We start from the raw sequence: 16613 nt of genomic DNA, 5'->3' as shown, positions 1-16613 counted from the left end.
CAGCCGCCTTCATGAAAAACATCTCCTCCGAATTCTCCCGCGGGTGACTCCCGCTCCGCCGCATCCCTGATGCCGGCCACGCACTTTGGGCGTGGCCGGTTTCAGTCGTGTTCCGCCACAGAACCGCCGACATGATGTGTGCGCGAGGCGCCGCCCTCGGCGCGGCGGCGCGAAGAGCGGTCGCCTTCTGTTCCGTGCACGTTCAACTCGCGGTCCCTGGGCGGGCGGTGTGCCACTCCTAAGGTCCTCGGAGGTTTCGACGGAAGGGCCTCATGGACACTCTCCTCGCGATCCGCGCGCGTGGGATCACCAAGTGTTTCGGTGACGTCGTCGCTCTCGACGGCATCGACCTGGAGGTGACGCGAGGCCGGATCCACGGACTCGTCGGACCCAACGGCGCGGGCAAGACAACCCTGCTCGGGCTGCTGCTGGGGCTCGCGGTCCCCGACGACGGCCGGCTGGAGATCCTCGGGACGCCGGTCGAGCGGGCGCTCGCCACACCCGACGGTGTCGCCGGGTTCGTGGACGGCCCCGGTCTCTACCCGTCCCTCACCGCCCGGCAGAATCTCGCGGCGCTCGCCGCGCTGCGCGGCCACGACACCCGGGCCGCAGGGATCGACGAGGCGCTCGACGAGGTCGGGCTCCGCGAGGTCGCCGACGAACGGACCCGCGGCTTCTCCCTCGGCATGCGCCAACGGCTCGGGCTGGCCGCCGCGTTGCTCACGGAGCCGCGGCTGCTCGTCCTCGACGAACCGTCCAATGGTCTCGACCCGGCGGGCAAGCAGCATGTCCACGGCGTCCTGATCCGGCTCGCGGCGCGGGGCACGACCATCGTCCTGTCGAGCCACCGGATGGACGACCTGGAGGCGTTGTGCTCCGAGGTCACCCTCCTCGCCACCGGCCGGGTCGTCTTCTCCGGCCCGCTGGACAAGCTCGCCGCCGACCACCGTGAACTCGACTACCGGCTGCGGACCTCCGATCCGCGGGCCGCACGGGCCCTGGCCGCGGACACGGCCGGGATCCGGATCGCCGACGGCGCCGGGACCCCGCGCGAGGGCTCCGGCACCCTCGTCGTCCGCGCGCAGGTGCCCGCCCTCGACGAACTGGTGGAACGGCTCGTCCACGCGGGCATCGCGCTGCGCGAACTCGCCCCGCTGGTCTCGCCCCTCGAAGCCGCCTTCCTCGCCCTCACCGAACCGCGACAGCAGCAACAACGACAGCAACAGCAGGAGGCCGGCCGATGACCGCGTCCGCGACCACCGTCCTCGACCCCCCTCGTACGGCGGCTGCCCGCCGCGTCCCCCTGTCCCGAGCCTGCCGGTTCGAGCTGGTCAAGGTCGTCTCCCCGTGGCGGACCCGGCTGCTCCTGCTCACCTGCTGGATCGCGCCGGGGCTCTTCGTCGCGGCGGTGAACCAGCAGAGCACGCTGCCCTCGGACACCCTCTTCGGCCGCTGGATGCATGCGACGGGGTGGGCCGGACCGCTGGTGGTGCTCGGGTTCGCGGGTATCTGGGCGCTCCCGCTGCTGACCTCGGTGGTCGCTGGTGACGTCTTCGCCTCCGAGGACCGGCTCGGCACCTGGCGGCATCTGCTCGTCGCGGTCCGGTCGCCCCGGCGGATCTTCGCGGCGAAGGCGCTGGCGAGTCTCGCCGTGATCCTCCTGCTGGTGGCCGGGCTCGCCTGTTCCAGCACGGTCGGCGGCCTCCTGACGGCCGGTCACCGGCCGCTGGTCGGGCTCGACGGCCATCAGCTGACCGCCGGGGACGCGGCCGGCCGGGTCGCGCTGGCCTGGCTCTGCGCCCTCGCCCCCACGCTGGCCCTCGCCGCGATCGGCCTCCTCGGGTCGGTCGCCCTCGGACGGTCCCCGATGGGACTGCTGCTGCCCGCGCTCGTCGCGCTCGTGACGCAGCTCGCGCAGCTGCTGCCGCTGCCCGTCGCCGCGCGGCTCGCACTGCCCGGGTACGCGTTCCTCGCCTGGAACGGACTGTTCACCGGCCCCGCACAGACCGGGCCGCTGCTGATCGGCGTCGCGGTCGCTCTGGCCTGGGCCGTGCTCGCGACCGCCCTCGCGTATCTGCTCTTCCTGCGGCGCGACTTCACCAGCCTGGCCGACGACGGCTCGGGCCGCCGCGCCGTCATCGCCGGGGCCCTGCCGCTCGTCGCCCTGCTCGCGGTGACGATCGTGACCGTACGGGTGGCGACGGGGGCCACGGGCACCGGGATCGACCAGGCCAAGGTGCAGCGTTCCGTCGCCACCGCGTTCGCCCATCTCTACCGGCTGCAGACCGGTCAGCTCAACCGGCCCGATGTCACCGAGGCGCAGCTGAAGACGGCGGCGACCTGCGACAAGGGTGCCGGCCGGGTCGACGCCGAGGGGCCGGGCAACGACTGGCGCTGCGTCGTCACCTGGCGTCTTCCCGGTGTCGAGGCCGTGGGCTCCGCCGTCTACCAGCTCGACGTCACCTCGGACGGACGCTTCATCGCCGACGGCGACGGGCCGAAGGAAGTGAACGGCTACTTCGTGGTGCGGACCCCCGCCGGGGACGCGCCGAATCCGCTCTGGCAGTTCGACGGCACCGTGGAACTGCTTCCCTCAACCCCGAAGGGATGACCATGCAGGTGACACGCCGAAGGCGTGGCGAGAAGAATCGTTCCGGGTTTCCCGGCGGCCGTCTCGTCCGCAGAGCACCGCTGATCACGGCGGGGGTCACGGCGGCCGCCGTCGCCGCCGCGGGCGTGGCCGTCGCCCGGACCGACCAGTTCGGCACCGACCAGGTCGGCCAGACCACCACGCGGGGGCAGGTGATCTCCAGCGACCAGTACATCGCCCCGTACGGCGAGCGTCTGGTCGTGAACAACGGCAAGATCATGTCGTCGTCCGTCAGCCCGGACGGCACCCACCTCGCGGCGGCCGTGGCCGACGGCGGCGCGGCCCTCGCCCTCGTGGACCTGGCGAACTGGAAGGTGCAGCAGGTCGTCGGCAGCGCCGCGGCGTCCACACCGCGCATCGCCGGCAACGAGGTGGGCCAGGAGGGTCCCACGTACTCCCCCGACGGTACGCGGCTGTGGCTGGGCCAGACCGACGGCTACACCCGGTTCAGCGTGAACCCGGACGGCAGCGTCACCGACCCGTTCACCGTCAAGATCCCGGCGGACGGGCCCCGGCACGCGCTCGTCGGCGAGGCCGTGTTCTCGGCCGACGGCGCCACCGTGTACTCCGCTGTCAACGGTCAGAACCGGGTCGTCGCGATCGACGCGGCGACGGGGGCGATCCAGCGCAGCTGGGCCGTCGGCAACGCGCCCCGCGACATGGTCGTGGCCGACGGCAAGCTGTACGTGAGCAACGAGGGCGGCCGTCCGGCGAAGCCCGGCGACACCACGATCAATTCGTACAACACCCAGGTTCCGGCCGACCCGGTGACCGCGGCCACCACGACCGGCACGGTCAGCGTCATCGACCTGGCGAAGCCGGACGCCGCCGTCGGGACGATCGACGTCGGTCTGCACCCGACCGCCCTGTACGCCAAGAACGGGGCGCTGTTCGTCACGAACACCGCCACCAACGACGTGTCGGTCGTCGACATCCGCAAGAACAAGGTCGTCCAGACCATCGCCACCCAGCCGTGGCCGGAGGCATCGGTCGGCTACGAGCCCGACGCGGTGACCCTCACCGACGACGGCCGGCTGCTGGTGACGCTCGGCCGCGCCAACGCGATCGCCGTCTACCGCTACACCTCCCCACAGGAGCCGGTCGGTTACGTCGGTCTCCTCCCGACGGACTACTTCCCCGCGGAGATCGCCGAGGTCGGGGGGCGGATCGTGGTCTCCAACACCCGGGGCATCGACGCCCGTCGACCCAACAACCCCAAGGGGCACGGCACTCACGACACCACGTCGAGCCTGCAGCGGTTCACGCTGCCCAGTGACCGTGTGATCAAGTCCGAGACGAAGAAGGTCTTCCAGCAGAACGGCTGGACCAAGGGCGCGGTCAAGCAGACCCCGGGCAAGGGCGGCGGCAAGGCGAAGGCCGTACCCGTCCCGGCCCGGATCGGCGATCCGTCGACGATCAAACACGTCTTCCTGATCGTCAAGGAGAACCGGACCTACGACCAGGTCTTCGGCGACATTCCGCAGGGCAACGGCGATCCGGCGCTCGCGGAGTTCGGCGAGAACGTCACCCCCAACCAGCACTCTCTCGCCCGGCAGTTCGGCCTCTACGACAACACGTACGACATCGGCACCAACTCCGCCGAGGGCCACAACTGGCTGATGCAGGCCGACAATCCGGAGTACACCGAGTCGTCCGCCGGTGAGTACAAGCGCAGTTACGACACCGAGGACGACGCGCTCGGTCACCAGCGCACCGGGTTCCTGTGGACCGGCGCGCAGGCGGCGGGCAAGTCCGTGCGGAACTTCGGCGAGTTCCACAGCTTCCTGACCAAGCCCGCGGACGCGAGCTGGCAGAACCTGTACTGCGATGCCAAGAACATGGCGGCGACCGGGCAGGACACCGCGTACCCGCTGAACTCGTCCTCGCCGATCCCGTCGCTCAACGACGTGTCGGTGCACGGCTTCCCGATGTTCGACACCTCCGTCCCGGACGTCTACCGGCACCAGATCTGGAAGCGCGACTTCGAGAAGAACGGTCCGGCGAACCTGAACATGTTCTGGCTCTCCAGCGACCACACCGGCGGCCCCGCGAACGGGCCGGCGCAGGTCGCGGACAACGACCTGGCCACCGGCCGGATCGTCGACCGGATCACGCACAGCCCGTACTGGAAGGACTCGGCGATCTTCGTCCTGGAGGACGACTCCCAGGCCGGCCTCGACCACGTCGACGGCCACCGCGCCCCGATCCAGATCATCAGCCCCTGGGCCCGGCACGGTGTCGTCGACAGCCGCTACTACTCCCAGATCACGGTGATCCGCACGATCGAGCAGATCCTCGGGATCCACCCGATGAACCAGAAGGACAGCGCGGCCACCCCGATGCGCACCGCGTTCACCCAGAAGCCGGACTTCACCCCGTTCACGGCGCTGCCGAACCGGACCCCGCTCACCGACGGTCTGAAGACCATGCCGTCGTGCGGCGTGGACGTCCCGGCGCCGCAGAACCCGAACGCCGCGGCCGTGCCGTCGGCGAAGGTGCCGGCGGACATGAGGAGCGTCGCGGCGACGTGGGACACCTGGAAGTCGCGGCAGCGGCTGGCCGGTCCCGGCGCCAAGGCCGACTTCGCGAACCCCGCGCAGATGAATCACTTCACCTGGTACGAGGCGCACGGGTGGCGCAAGCCGTACCCCGGCGAGAAGCGGATCCTCGCACCGAAGGACGTACCGGGTTCCTTCATCCCGGCGCCGGAGTCCGACGGCTGACGGCTGACGGCTGACGGCTGACGGCTGACGGCTGATCCGGACCTGGCCCCCGGTATCCCGAGTGGAGCCCCTTCGCCGCGTGCGGCGAAGGGGCTTCCGTGTGCGGTGTGGGACGGAGGGCTCCCGATCACGGCCTTCCCCACCGGACCAACTCGCGGCCTTCCCCGCCGGATTAGTCCGGGCAGCGCTCCAGCGTGCCGCTGTCCACGGCGGACTTGTCGCCGAACACCCAGCCGGCCGTACCGGTTTCCGTGGCGCGGGCGTACATCCACTTGTTGGCGTGGGCGTTCATGACGTAGCAGTCGTAGGAGAGCTTCGTGCCGACCTTGACCGCGGTCACCCAGGAGCACTCCGCGTAAGGCCCGGTGTACAGATGGGTGTTGAGGGTCACATGGCCGGTGCCGTTGCTGCTGTTCGCGTGGGCCCAGCCGGTGCATCCGGTCGACACCGGGGTGGGTTCCTTCACGGGCTCCTTCGCCGCGGAGGAGGGCTTCGTCTCCGCGGAGGCGGACGGACGTACGGTCGGCTTGGCGTCTTCGGCGCCGGGCGTCGGCGTGGGACTCGCCCCGGGACTCTCCGCCTTCTTCGAGGGGGTGGCGGAGGGCGTCTCGCCGGGGTTCATGGACGTCAGGTCCCCCGGGGAGGCCGACTCGTCGCCGGCACCGTCGGTCCGGCCGCCCGTGTCGGACATGTCGCCGTCGGCAGGGGTGCTCGCTCCCGGCGGAAGCGCCGTACCGGCCCCGCCGCCCTCGTCGTTCCGCATGTTCATCACGGCATACGTGACTCCACCGCAGGTCAGGACGGTGGCGGCGGCCACGGCGGCGACCGTGCGGCCCCGACGGCGGGTGCGCACGGTCGCGGCACGGGTCTCGGAGCGGCTGTGGGATCCGCCGACGGTTCCATCGGTTCCGACCGGTCCCACCGGTCCCACCGGTCCCACCGGTCCCACGGGCCCCATGCCCGGCTGTCCGCCGCCCGGCGGCACGGGGGCCGCGTACGCACCGGCCCGCAGCGGGGGAACGGCGGACTGCGGCGAAGACGGGGCGAGCGGCGGGACGGCGGGACCGAATCCCGGCGTACCGAACGCGGGCGGAGTGGCGGCGGGCGGACCGAAGGCCGGCGGAGCGACCGCCTCGGGCACGACCTGCTGGGGAGCGGCCTGCTGAGAAGCGGCCTGGGGAGGGGTGACCTGCTGGGGCGCGACCGGCCGGGGCGGCGTGAGGGCCGTCGTCCCGCCCCTGGCGACCGTCTCCAGCATCTCGCGCGCCTGCCCGGCGTCGGGCCGCTGCGCCGGGTCCTTGGCCATCAGCGCCCACAGCACCGGGGTGAGCGGCCCGGCGTTGCGGGGCTCCGGCAGCGGGTCGCTGATGATCGCCGCCAGCGTGGACCACATCGACGCACGGCGGAACGGCGCGGCGCCTTCCACCGCCGCGTACAACGTCATGCCGAGCGCCCAGATGTCCGACGCCGCACTGGGCGGCTGCCCCTGCGCCCGCTCGGGCGACAGATAGTCGAGGGAGCCGAAGATCTGGCCGCTCTGGGTCAGTTTGGCCAGGGCCTCGTCGCCGGTGGTCTCCATGCTGGCGATGCCGAAGTCGGTGAGGACGACCCGGCCTCCGCGTTCGAGCAGGACGTTGCCGGGCTTGACGTCCCGGTGGAGGACCCCGGCCCGGTGCGCCGCGTCGAGCGCGTCCATCAACTTGGCGCCGATCGCCGCCGCTTCGCGCGGATCCAGCGAGCCGCGCTCGGTGAGCACATCGTCGAGGGAAGGCCCGTCGACCAGTTCCATGACGATGACCGGCTGCCCCTGCTCCTCGACCACGTCGTGCACGGTGACCACACCTCCGTGCCGGATACGGGCGGCCGCCTGTGCTTCGCGCCGCATCCGCAGCCGCAGCTCGGCGAGTTCGGCCGGGGCGGCGTCGGTGTAGGTGCGCAGCACCTTCACCGCGACTTCGCGGTTCAGCAACTGGTCCACCGCGCGGGCGACCACGCCCATGCCACCGCGGCCGATCATCGCGGTCACGCGGTACCGACCGCCCAGAACCTCGCCGACCATATCCGCGCCGTTCGCCCCCGCCACGTGTCACATCCCCTTCATCGCACGGTCCGACATCCGCCACTTGGCGAGAACCAGACTAGGGGGTTCACACGTATGCGAGTGCGCACGGTCCGACTCGCCTCGATGGCCCCGTATTTCCTCGTCCCCCAGACCGGGACGCACCACGCAGACCGGATGTACTGCCTGATCAGCGGGCCCGGCGGGCGGTTGGCCCGGCAGCGGATCCCCGCACTCGGGGATCGGCTTCGCGTGAGGGTCGTCACCAGCGCATCGCCGTGAAGTCGACTGCTCCAAGGCGCGGTTCGCGGGTACGCTCCGCCGGCCGCCGCCGATGACGCCCCGATCGCCGCAGGCCGGGTCGTAGGATCATCGTACCGACCTCCGCGCCGCCGGCCGGTCGCGGCGAAGCGTCAGAAGTGGTTCCGCACAGGCGAGTCGGCCTTCCTGCGGCCTTCCATGAACGGGTGAAGACATGACCGGATCCGCGGGCGCCGACTCGCCCCTCGCCCCCTTCGCGACCCTCGCCGCTCTGCCCGCCGAAGAGTTCCTCGCGGGTGTCGAGAAGGCCGCCGCGCACTTCGACGCGGCGTCCTACCCCCAGCGGCAGATGCCCGCCGAGGACTGGGCCGTGCTGACCCGGGCGGGCGTGCTGCTGCCGGTGCTGCCCGCCGCGTACGGGGGCCGGGACAGCCATGCCGAGATGTGCCGGGTCGTCGAGAGCCTGGCCGAGCGGAACCTGGCCGTCGCCGTCTACACGGCGATCGTCACCGGGCTGGCGCTGCGCCCCGTCGTGGTGTGGGCCGGGGAGGAGACCAGGCGCGAGGTCCTCCCCCTGTTCGCCGGGCCGCTGGCACCCACGGCGGGCTTCGCCTCCACCGAGCCCGCCGCCGGCTCCGCCATGTCGGGTCTGACCACCACCTTCGAGAAGGTCGAGGGCGGCTACCGGATCCGCGGCCGCAAGCACTGGCAGGCGCTGAGCGCCACCGCGTCCTGGTGGCTGGTCGTCGCCAAGCGGGACGGCGAGGGCGGTCGCGAGTACGGGTGGTTCGTCGTCGAGCGCGGCGACGGGTTCCGTACGTCGCAGCGGTACGACGCCATGGGCCTGAAGGTCATCGACTACGGGGTCAACGACATCGACGCGTTCGTGCCCGCGCACCGGCGCATCGACATCGGGGCGGGAAACCTGAGCTCGATGGTGGACGTCTATCTGTCGGGGCGGGCCCTGATCGGGGCGCTGTCGGGCGGTTTCCTGCGCCGCATCGCCGACGAGGCACACGCGTACGCCGACACACGCCGCGTGGGGCGCGGGCCGCTGTCGTCGATCGGGTTCGTCCGCTACCGGCTCGACGCCATCGACGGCGCCCACACGGTCTGCGCGGCGCTCGGCCACCATGTCCGGACCCGGCTGGACCTCACCTCCGACCTCGCCCCCGCGTTCCCCGGCATCCAGGCCGTCAAGATCGCGGCCACCGAGCTGATGGTCGGCGCCGCGAACCACTACCAGCAGCTCACCGGCGGCGAGGGCTACCGGTCCGGGTCGCCGACCAACATCGCCGCCCAGGCCTTCCTGGACTCCCGGGTCTTCACCATCTTCGACGGCACCAACGACCTGCTCAGCCAGCAGCTCGCCCAGTACTGCCTGGACCGCTCGGCCGGCGGCGGCCTCGGCACCTTCCTGGCCGGCTGGGAGCCGACCGCGCCCGCCGTCTCGGCGTACGGCCTCGACCTGCGGTTCCTCGACGGCACGCTCGCCCAGGAGCACCTGGTCCTGGCCGGCCGGGTGATCGCCTACGCCTTCGCCGCCGCCCGGGTCCTCGAATGGGCCGCCGAGACCGGCGCCGCCACCGGCCCCGTCCGCAGAGCGGTCGCGTTCCTGGAGGCCGACATCGAGCGCGTACGCGTGGAGTTCGGTCTCCTCGCCCGCCTCGGGGCCGACACCTGATCCCCGGCCCCTCACCCGTACCACCACCGCGCACCACTCACGGCTCATGAAACGGAGAAAGAGATGACCACCGGAACCCGGGGCCGGATCTGCCTCCTGGACTGGCACGGCGAGGCCCCTTACGGGATGACCGCACTGGGCCTCACTCCGGAGCGACTGGCCGAGGCGGAGGAGACGGCCGCGGCGGCCCTGGCCGATCTGACCATTCCCGGCTCCTGGCTGGACCTGGACCCGGCCGAGCGACGGCGGCTCGTCGCCGCGTGCCGGATCATCCCGACGGAGGGACTCTGGCACGTCACGGACGACCGTCCGGACACCGACGGGAACCACGCCCGGCAGGACTGTCTGCGCGTCCTGGCCGACGAGTGGCCCTACGCCCGGCTCATGACGGCGGAGGAAACCGGCCGCCTGCCAGGACTGGCCGCCCTGGCCCGGCTGAGCTCCGTGGTCTGCCGGATGCCGCTGGAGGTGTGGCTGGACGCCGAGGAGGACCTCCTCGACATCTACGACACCTACTCGGTGGGCGGGATGCCCGACCTTTCCTGAGCCGCCGTCGGCGCGCCTCCACTCAGCCGTGAGCCGATACGCGTCCTCTCGCCGAGACGCTCCGTAGCTTCACGCCCCGGCCCAAGCGGTCGATTCCCCGACTGGCGGACCGTCAATAAAGTCAGCAAAAGGTCAGCAAGACGCCCCGGAGTCACCAACCATGGCCACCATCAACCTCGTCCGCGGCATGGGCAGCTTCTTCAAGGAGTGCGAGCACCCCGAGAGCCGATGGCCACGATGCCCGCACGAGTACAAGATCCGCTACCACAACGCGGCCGGACGGCAGACCGAGGAGGCCGGGTTCGCCACCCAGGACAAGGCCAAGGCTCGTCTCGCCGAGATGCACCAAGCCCGGAAGAACACCCCGACGGCACCACCGTTGCTGCCCCGAAACCCGTGTGCGGGGATTGCCAGTTGGACTACCCGTCTCCATTCCAGTTCCAGCGGGGTACCGAAGGAGAACCGGGTGGTATCTGGAAGGAACAGGGCTATTGAGGGAGAAAGCAATGGACGCCATGGAGATGGAGCTGGGGCTCTACGACTGGTCCGGGCTCCCGTGCCGCAGGTGCAAGTCCGCGGCACACGTTCCTGAAGACCTGCTGCGGATGTCCCGTGGGCGGACGCGCGAGGAGACCGAGCCGCTAGGCATCGAGGGCCACGTTTTCCAGGAGACCTGGGGCACCAAGACTGTCGTGCCGGTCGCCCGCGCCCTGATGGCCGGCCTGGCGGGAGCCGACCTCTCCGTGGAGGCCCGGCACCGGTTCCTGGACCTGCTGTGGGGCTTCGTCGTTCTGGACGACGACGATCTCGCCGAGGCGTGCAAGGACGTGGTGCGGGGCGGAATCTGGTGCCTGTACGAGGAGGTACTCTCCGGCCGGGCCAAGGACAGCGCCCTCTTCACCTACTGGCTCCTGGAGGAGGTGGAGTCCACCCCGGCGCGGGTGCAGATGCTTCGCCGAGTGGCGGGAGACCTGCTGCCGGAGAACCTCGACTAGCCGACGGCCGACCGCCAGGCACGGTGCGACCGTCGGTTGCCGTCCAAGCGGCTCATGGGCGTCGCGGCGGCCGGGGTACGGGACCGGCGGCGGTTCGTGCCGCTCAGCGAGGAGCGGATCGCCTGCGAGCTCGTGATACCGGCCGCACGCGAGGCGCAACGGTCATGGGCCCGTCCCTGAAGCCGCCGCACCCCTTCCGGCCCGCGCGTATGCCGGGCGAAAGTGGTGCGGCGGCTGTGAGGCTTCCGGGGCACTTGCGCAGGACTTCTTCGTGGACGAAGACGGATTCCGGCTCTCGGATCCTGAAGCCACCGCGGGAATTTCGGCGGCTCTCGGCTTCGATGGCAAAGACGCCGGAGAATGTAATCTCTCAGTGAACTTCAGGGCAGGCCTCGGGTGAGGGGACGCATATTCGCGATGGCCGCCACTGGGACGTTGCACCGGCCGAGCCGCCCGTGGACCCACCAGCGGGTCGGGGCCTGGGTCGCCCCTTCGTGGTTCGACTGCAGAGGGGCCCAGCAGATGAGGGCCGCGGACATGGATCCGCCCTGGCCAGCGTTGACGGGCCGGCCCACTGCGGGCCGTGTTCGACGACCAGCCGGGGGCGGTAGGCGATCCAAGCGCGCACCGAGCAGTACGGACATAGTCGGCCTTGTCGCTGGGACGGCCCGAGGCAGGGTCCGCTCACGGATGGGCGGACCCGCCTTCGACGTCTCACTGCGTCTCTACGACGCGATCATGTACCCCTCGGCGAGGGCCTGACACCCATGGGCGCGATGCCAGGCCCTTCTCCATTCCTGCACCGTCGACTCGTTGGTCTCTCCGCAGGCGCGCACGAAGTGGATGAGGAATTCCTCCGTGCACCCGCGGTCTCCGGCGAGCACGCTTCCCAGAGTACTGCGGGCAAGGAAGCTGCCGCCGCCTCCCGGCGGGGTCGCCTTCTGGCTCAAGGCTCTGAGCGTGGGCTGCCCTGCGGACAGACGCAGTTCCAGCATGGCCATGAGTAGTTCGGCCGGCTCATTGATGTAGGCGACGGCCGGGGCCTTGCGGCGGCGGACCTCGACGTCGTGGACGATGACCTTGGCCCGTGCCGCCTTGGTCCACAATTTCCGTGCCACGGAGAGGGATCCGTCGCAGGACCGCACGTAGGCCTCGACCGTCTTCCAGGCCGGCAGGGACCGTCCCTTGTCGGCGCGGAAGAGGGTGCCAACGGATGTGGGCAGGTTCATGTCGTGAGCAGTGTGTGCCAGCCGGCTGTAGGAGAGCCCGGACTGCTGGCGAAGCAGCCGGAGCCACTTCGCCAGCGCGTCCAGGTTCTGGTCAGCCGGGGCGTCCTTGATGCGCCCCATCGCCGTTCTCCTTACAGGGTGCGGCGGAGGGGGATCATCTGGACCAGCCGGCGGACCAGCTCGATACCGAGCAGGCCGCCCGTGCCGACGGTGATGCCCGCCGCCTCCACCGGCATCCCGGTGACGATGAGGCTGATGAATACAGCGATCACCACGATCACGACGATCGCGGGGGTGACGGGCAGGGGAGATACGGGGCTCTTCTGCCCCTCGACGCAGGAAAGGTCCTGCGGGTTCTTCTTGTTGCGGTTCACGCTGTCCTCCAAGTCGTTTCTACTCGACTGGTGTCGCGTGCGATCTCCTCGGCCTTGCCGAGCCTGAAAATCCGACACCACCGCCGATCGTTTCGTGACCGATCTCGTCACGTCCAGCGCCGGTAGGAGGGGCGTTCCGTCTTGTCCCAGATGCAGTTGAAACATCGTCACCATGTTGCCGCAGCTCACAAGCGGTATCTGTCTCTACGAGCGACAGTCGCGGCTCGCAGGAGGTACTTGTGTCCCACCTTCCGGGCCTCTTCGACGTTGAATCTGAAGAATTCAGGGGCGACCCTCTTACCTGTCGCACCCGACGAACGGCGTCGGCCCATACTCGGGGAGAGCCTGTGTAGACCTGTTCGAGAACCCTCCCTCGCCTTCTCATGGCCTAGGCCACGCACATCGCACAGTCAGGGGAAGGCATGCCGTTTTCCATCGACGGGCAGTCTGTCTTCTTCCGGGGAGGCGGAATTATCCTAGTATCAGGCGCCATGCGGGTTTTCGTCATGCTTTCTACCAGTCCCTCTATTCCGCGGTCGCCCTGGCCGTTTCTACTCGACAAAGATGGCCTGACCTGTTGCCGCAGGCCCAGGCGCAAATACCAGCAGGGAGAGCTTGCTGGCCATACGAGTCACCGAGGCGTTTTCGCGTTCTGGGGAACGCCTCGGAGGCGCGCTTACTACACAGCGCCCCGCCCTCACTTCGCGGCCGGATCGCTGGGCTTAAAGGGAGCCAACAGAAAGCATCATTGAACCCATGCCTCCTTCCTCGGTTGCTCGTTGAGCGGGTCACGGGGAAGGGGAAGAGGCCTCTGTGGATGGTGTCGGATGGTCTGTGGGGCGGATCGATCCGGAAGGCGGCGGCAGCCGTGCTGCCGGAGAATCTGCCCGCCCCACTCGCCATCGCGTTCACGTCAGTCCCCGCCGTGCATCGGGGTCGCCACACGCAAATCAGCCGAAGCGCTTACCCCGCGCTCGTCACGGCCGGGCACCGGCGCCCCGGCTCGGGGCGAACCCTGGTTCGGACCTTAGCAACGAACGTGCTGCCGAACGCACACCCACCCGAAGTGCCCTGATCCGGCGCCCCTCACCGCCGCCCAAGGACACGATCGACGCGTGATCCAACGTGGTGACCAGGGTCACCACACCGGGCGGCGCTCTCGACGAATATCGCCGCCTGGTGCTCACCTGGATCCGCAGTTTCATGTGCCGACCAGACCGAATCCGCGACTGACAGGTCGTCAGTAAAGTCAACAAAAGGTCAGCATCGATCCGATTAAACCCTGTCACACACTCCCGAACATGAGGCTCGACAACCCCCGCTGCCGAGCCCGGCCGACTCCGATTCCCCAGCGCGCAGCAGGCAGCGGATGAGGTTTCCAGGCATGACTGTCGTCAGCCGGGTCGCCGCCGCCTCGTTACATCTTTCCGCAGGTCAGCGCACTCGACCCCGCGGCTTCAGAGGGGTGGCGGGCAGCTCCGGAGCGGACAGGCGGGCGCCGTCGTAGCCGTGTACCTCGCCGAACCGTGAACCCTGCTCCCAGTCGTCGCGTGCCTGTGCGATCTCGTCACCGGACCGGCCGACGAAGTTCCACCACATCACGATCTCCTCCTCGAACGGCTCGCCTCCCAGGAGCATCAAGCCCGCGTCGGAGCCGGCGCGCAGCGGGAGTTCGGTGCGGCCGCAGCCCAGGTAGAGCATGGAGCCGGGCTGTACGGGGACGTCGTCGACGTGGGCCTCGCCGGACATGGCGAGGACCGCGTACTCGAAGTCGGGGTCGAGCGGCAGGCGGGTCTCGGTACCGGCGGCGAGGGCGAGGTCGGCTCCGGTGAGCGGGGTGTAAGTGGTGCCCGGGGAGACGGCGCCGGCGAGTTCGCCGAGGATGACCGTGGCGGTCAGGCCGGGGGCCGTGACCCTCGGGAGGTCGGCGTGGTGCTCGAAGTGCGGCTCGACATGGCGGTGGGCGTCGGGGAGGGCGACCCAGAGCTGGGCACCGTGCAGAAAGCGGGCGTGCGGCCGGGGGCTCTCCTCGGAGTGGGAGATCGCCCGGCCGGAGGTCATCAGGCCCAGTTCGCGCGGCCGGATGGTCTGCAGGCCGCCGGTCGAGTCGCGGTGCAGCACCTCGCCCTCGTGCAGCCAGCTGACGGTCTGCAGTCCCATGTGCGGGTGCGGCGGGACCTGCATGCCGGGTTCGTCGGCGATGTCGTCGGGGCCGTAGTGATCGACGAAGGCCCAGGCGCCGACCATGCGGCGGCCGAGGTTGGGGAGCAGTCGGCGGACCTCGGTGGATTCGCCGAGCTGGACGTGGCGGGGGCTGAGGAGTTCCCGTACCGGTTCGGCGACCACGAAGCCCCGGCCGCCGCAGACCTGGAGGGCGGCCTGGCGATCAAGATTGCTCATGGGCTCAACCTATTCCCGGCCGGGTCGGGGGGCGGGGTGGACCGCACCGGAACTTTGATGGAATGTTCAACCACCTCGGGGTGTTGTCATGCCCGACGGCGGAAGAACCGCCGGAGAACGGAAGAGACGAGGCAAGGGCACCGTGAGCGACGAGACGTACTTCGAGTTCGGCACCGCGGCCGACCGCTGGGACCGCGCGCAGCTGTTCTTCGAGGCGAAGGAGTACCAGACGGCCATCCGCGTCCTGCGGGGCCTGGTCTCCGAGCACCCCGAACTGACGGCCCAGCGCCTCCTGCTCGCCCGCGCCTACTACCACTCCGCCCAGCTCGGCCGCGCCGAGGAGGAGCTGCGCGTCATCCTCGACCGCGACCCCGTCGAGCACTACGCCCGTCTGATGCTCGGCCGCACCCTGGAGCGGCAGGGCCGGAGCGACGAGGCGACCCCGCACCTGCGGCTCGCCGCCGCCATGGCCGGTGAGCTGCCGGAATGACGTGATCCGTCCCCTCCGCGTGAGTGTGGGGTGACTCGGAGCGACCCTTGCCGGGTGCCCTCAGGGGTATCCGGCAAGGGTCGTTTTCGGCTGGGTGGAGGCCGTACGTCCGGCCCGCCCTCGGCGCACGCGCGAGCAGGGGGTACGGGGGGGCGCCCCCACCTGGCCGAAGAAGATCCCCGATCGCCTCGCCCCACTCCCCCTCTGCCCTCGGCCTTCAGGAAGTACGGCTCCCCGGCCCATCCGGCGGCGGCGGTTCCCACGGTTCCGGGGCCGCCGGGGTGAACGGCCAGTCGGGCGCGTCGGGGTGGCGGCGGGTCTGGTCGGCGTACCAGAGAAGCTGTTCGGCGTGCAGCGCCGGGCGGGAGAGCCGGGCCAGCGGCGGGTGGCGGGCCGCGATCTCCTGGGCGAGCGCCAGGGCCGCCGCCGCGTCCGCCGCGGGGTCGCCGGGGCGGTCGAGCGGAACGCCGTACCAGTCGGCCACGACCGGCAGCGAACGGCCGCCGGGCCGGAAACGGTCGGCGTGCCGGTCCAGGACCAGCGGGTCGCAGACCGGGGCCACGCCGGCCGGGAGGCGTTCGGTGAGCGGGGGCAGGCCGTGGCGGAGAAGTTCGGCGTGCAGGGTCGCGAGGACGTACGGGGCGAACCAGACGACGAGGAGTTCCCCGGCGGCGAGCCGGGCGGTCACCAGGCCGGCGAGTTCGTCGAGCGCGGCCGGGGACAGCACGCCCTCCCGGGGCTCCCCCGCCCCCGACCCGCCGTCCCCGGACCCGCCCTCCGCGCGCCAGTCGTGGGCTGTCCCCTCGCTCGACCGCAGCGCCGCCGACACGATCCGGTCCACGGCCGGGCGGTGCCCGGTGGCCCCGATGTCCAGGGACAGCAGGGGCCGCCGGTGCCAGCCCGGGTGGTCGCCGCGCGGCGGCGGACCGGGGGCGGGGGCGTGCTCGGGGTGATGGACCTCCCAGCCCTTCGGACCGTGCCGCAGCAGCCCGGTGCCGGCCGGAACCGGGCCGCCGCACTCGACGCAGACGTCGTCGTACGCGTTCGTCCGTTCCCCGGGCCGTTCTCCAGACTGTTTCCCGCCCCGTTCTCCGCCCCGTTCTCCGGCCCGTCCACCGGCCGGCTCCCCCGGGCTCACCACCGGCCGCCCGGGCCCGACCCCGTTCCCGGGCCCGGCCCCGTTTCCCGGACTCACCTCACCG

Annotated in this window: 12 protein-coding genes; 7 read left to right on the top strand and 5 right to left on the bottom strand. The window is 70.8% G+C overall.

The features are described from left to right. Positions 1 to 272 precede the first annotated feature (272 nt). Genes ABZ990_RS00755 through ABZ990_RS00745 form a run of 3 tightly spaced genes read left to right on the top strand, consistent with a single transcriptional unit; the run spans position 273 to position 5373 of the window. The gene (locus ABZ990_RS00755; protein ID WP_361223075.1) at positions 273 to 1244 is read left to right on the top strand and encodes an ABC transporter ATP-binding protein; all 972 of its coding nucleotides are present in this window, start codon (positions 273 to 275) and stop codon (positions 1242 to 1244) included. Beyond that, positions 1241 to 2611, top strand: coding sequence for an ABC transporter permease (locus ABZ990_RS00750; protein ID WP_361223073.1), 1371 nt, complete (start codon positions 1241 to 1243; stop codon positions 2609 to 2611). The genes ABZ990_RS00755 and ABZ990_RS00750 overlap by 4 nt, the downstream gene beginning before the upstream one ends. Positions 2612 to 2613: 2 nt before the next feature. Then, positions 2614 to 5373, top strand: coding sequence for an alkaline phosphatase family protein (locus ABZ990_RS00745; protein WP_361223070.1), 2760 nt, complete (start codon positions 2614 to 2616; stop codon positions 5371 to 5373). A gap of 172 nt (positions 5374 to 5545) precedes the next feature. Here the strand turns inward: ABZ990_RS00745 and ABZ990_RS00740 are convergent, their stop codons facing one another. Beyond that, on the bottom strand, positions 5546 to 7399 hold the full coding sequence (locus ABZ990_RS00740; protein WP_361223067.1) for a protein kinase: 1854 nt from the start codon (positions 7397 to 7399) through the stop codon (positions 5546 to 5548). Between the two features lie 508 nt (positions 7400 to 7907). Between ABZ990_RS00740 and ABZ990_RS00735 the strand changes: the two genes are divergently transcribed. From ABZ990_RS00735 to ABZ990_RS00725, 3 genes are all read left to right on the top strand, one after another. Further along, positions 7908 to 9377, top strand: coding sequence for an acyl-CoA dehydrogenase family protein (locus ABZ990_RS00735; protein WP_361223064.1), 1470 nt, complete (start codon positions 7908 to 7910; stop codon positions 9375 to 9377). 63 nt (positions 9378 to 9440) lie between these two features. Next, the gene (locus ABZ990_RS00730; protein ID WP_361223062.1) at positions 9441 to 9923 is read left to right on the top strand and encodes a hypothetical protein; all 483 of its coding nucleotides are present in this window, start codon (positions 9441 to 9443) and stop codon (positions 9921 to 9923) included. A gap of 506 nt (positions 9924 to 10429) precedes the next feature. Beyond that, a complete protein-coding gene (locus ABZ990_RS00725) occupies positions 10430 to 10918 on the top strand; it encodes a hypothetical protein (protein ID WP_361223059.1) in 489 nt (162 codons plus the stop codon). A 725-nt stretch (positions 10919 to 11643) separates the two neighbouring features. Here the strand turns inward: ABZ990_RS00725 and ABZ990_RS00720 are convergent. From ABZ990_RS00720 to ABZ990_RS00710, 3 genes are all read right to left on the bottom strand, one after another. Beyond that, a complete protein-coding gene (locus ABZ990_RS00720) occupies positions 11644 to 12267 on the bottom strand; it encodes a hypothetical protein (RefSeq protein ID WP_361223056.1) in 624 nt (207 codons plus the stop codon). Between the two features lie 11 nt (positions 12268 to 12278). Continuing rightward, positions 12279 to 12521, bottom strand: a complete 243-nt coding sequence (locus tag ABZ990_RS00715; protein ID WP_361223054.1) for a hypothetical protein — start codon at positions 12519 to 12521, stop codon at positions 12279 to 12281. A 1434-nt stretch (positions 12522 to 13955) separates the two neighbouring features. Then, entirely contained in the window at positions 13956 to 14921 is a 966-nt protein-coding gene (locus ABZ990_RS00710) for a pirin family protein (RefSeq protein WP_361223052.1), read from the bottom strand. Between the two features lie 142 nt (positions 14922 to 15063). On the opposite strand from ABZ990_RS00710, the gene ABZ990_RS00705 reads away from it, so the two are divergent. Further along, the gene (locus ABZ990_RS00705) at positions 15064 to 15411 is read left to right on the top strand and encodes a tetratricopeptide repeat protein (protein WP_361223049.1); all 348 of its coding nucleotides are present in this window, start codon (positions 15064 to 15066) and stop codon (positions 15409 to 15411) included. Between the two features lie 217 nt (positions 15412 to 15628). Here the strand turns inward: ABZ990_RS00705 and ABZ990_RS00700 are convergent, their stop codons facing one another. Continuing rightward, entirely contained in the window at positions 15629 to 16549 is a 921-nt protein-coding gene (locus tag ABZ990_RS00700) for a hypothetical protein (RefSeq protein WP_361223046.1), read from the bottom strand. Positions 16550 to 16613 lie beyond the last annotated feature (64 nt).

This window comes from Streptomyces sp. NPDC046203 (assembly GCF_040646255.1).
Taxonomy (GTDB): Bacteria; Actinomycetota; Actinomycetes; order Streptomycetales; family Streptomycetaceae; genus Streptomyces.
This window is presented reverse-complemented; position numbering and strand designations above follow the sequence as displayed.

What these genes read in the sequence shown, in the direction of transcription:
- ABZ990_RS00725 (WP_361223059.1), top strand. Translation starts at nt 10,430, where the DNA reads ATGGACGCCATGGAGATGGAGCTGGGGCTCTACGACTGGTCCGGGCTC.
- ABZ990_RS00750 (WP_361223073.1), top strand. Translation starts at nt 1,241, where the DNA reads ATGACCGCGTCCGCGACCACCGTCCTCGACCCCCCTCGTACGGCGGCT.
- ABZ990_RS00710 (WP_361223052.1), bottom strand. Translation starts at nt 14,921, where the DNA reads ATGAGCAATCTTGATCGCCAGGCCGCCCTCCAGGTCTGCGGCGGCCGG.
- ABZ990_RS00735 (WP_361223064.1), top strand. Translation starts at nt 7,908, where the DNA reads ATGACCGGATCCGCGGGCGCCGACTCGCCCCTCGCCCCCTTCGCGACC.
- ABZ990_RS00730 (WP_361223062.1), top strand. Translation starts at nt 9,441, where the DNA reads ATGACCACCGGAACCCGGGGCCGGATCTGCCTCCTGGACTGGCACGGC.
- ABZ990_RS00720 (WP_361223056.1), bottom strand. Translation starts at nt 12,267, where the DNA reads ATGGGGCGCATCAAGGACGCCCCGGCTGACCAGAACCTGGACGCGCTG.
- ABZ990_RS00745 (WP_361223070.1), top strand. Translation starts at nt 2,614, where the DNA reads ATGCAGGTGACACGCCGAAGGCGTGGCGAGAAGAATCGTTCCGGGTTT.
- ABZ990_RS00755 (WP_361223075.1), top strand. Translation starts at nt 273, where the DNA reads ATGGACACTCTCCTCGCGATCCGCGCGCGTGGGATCACCAAGTGTTTC.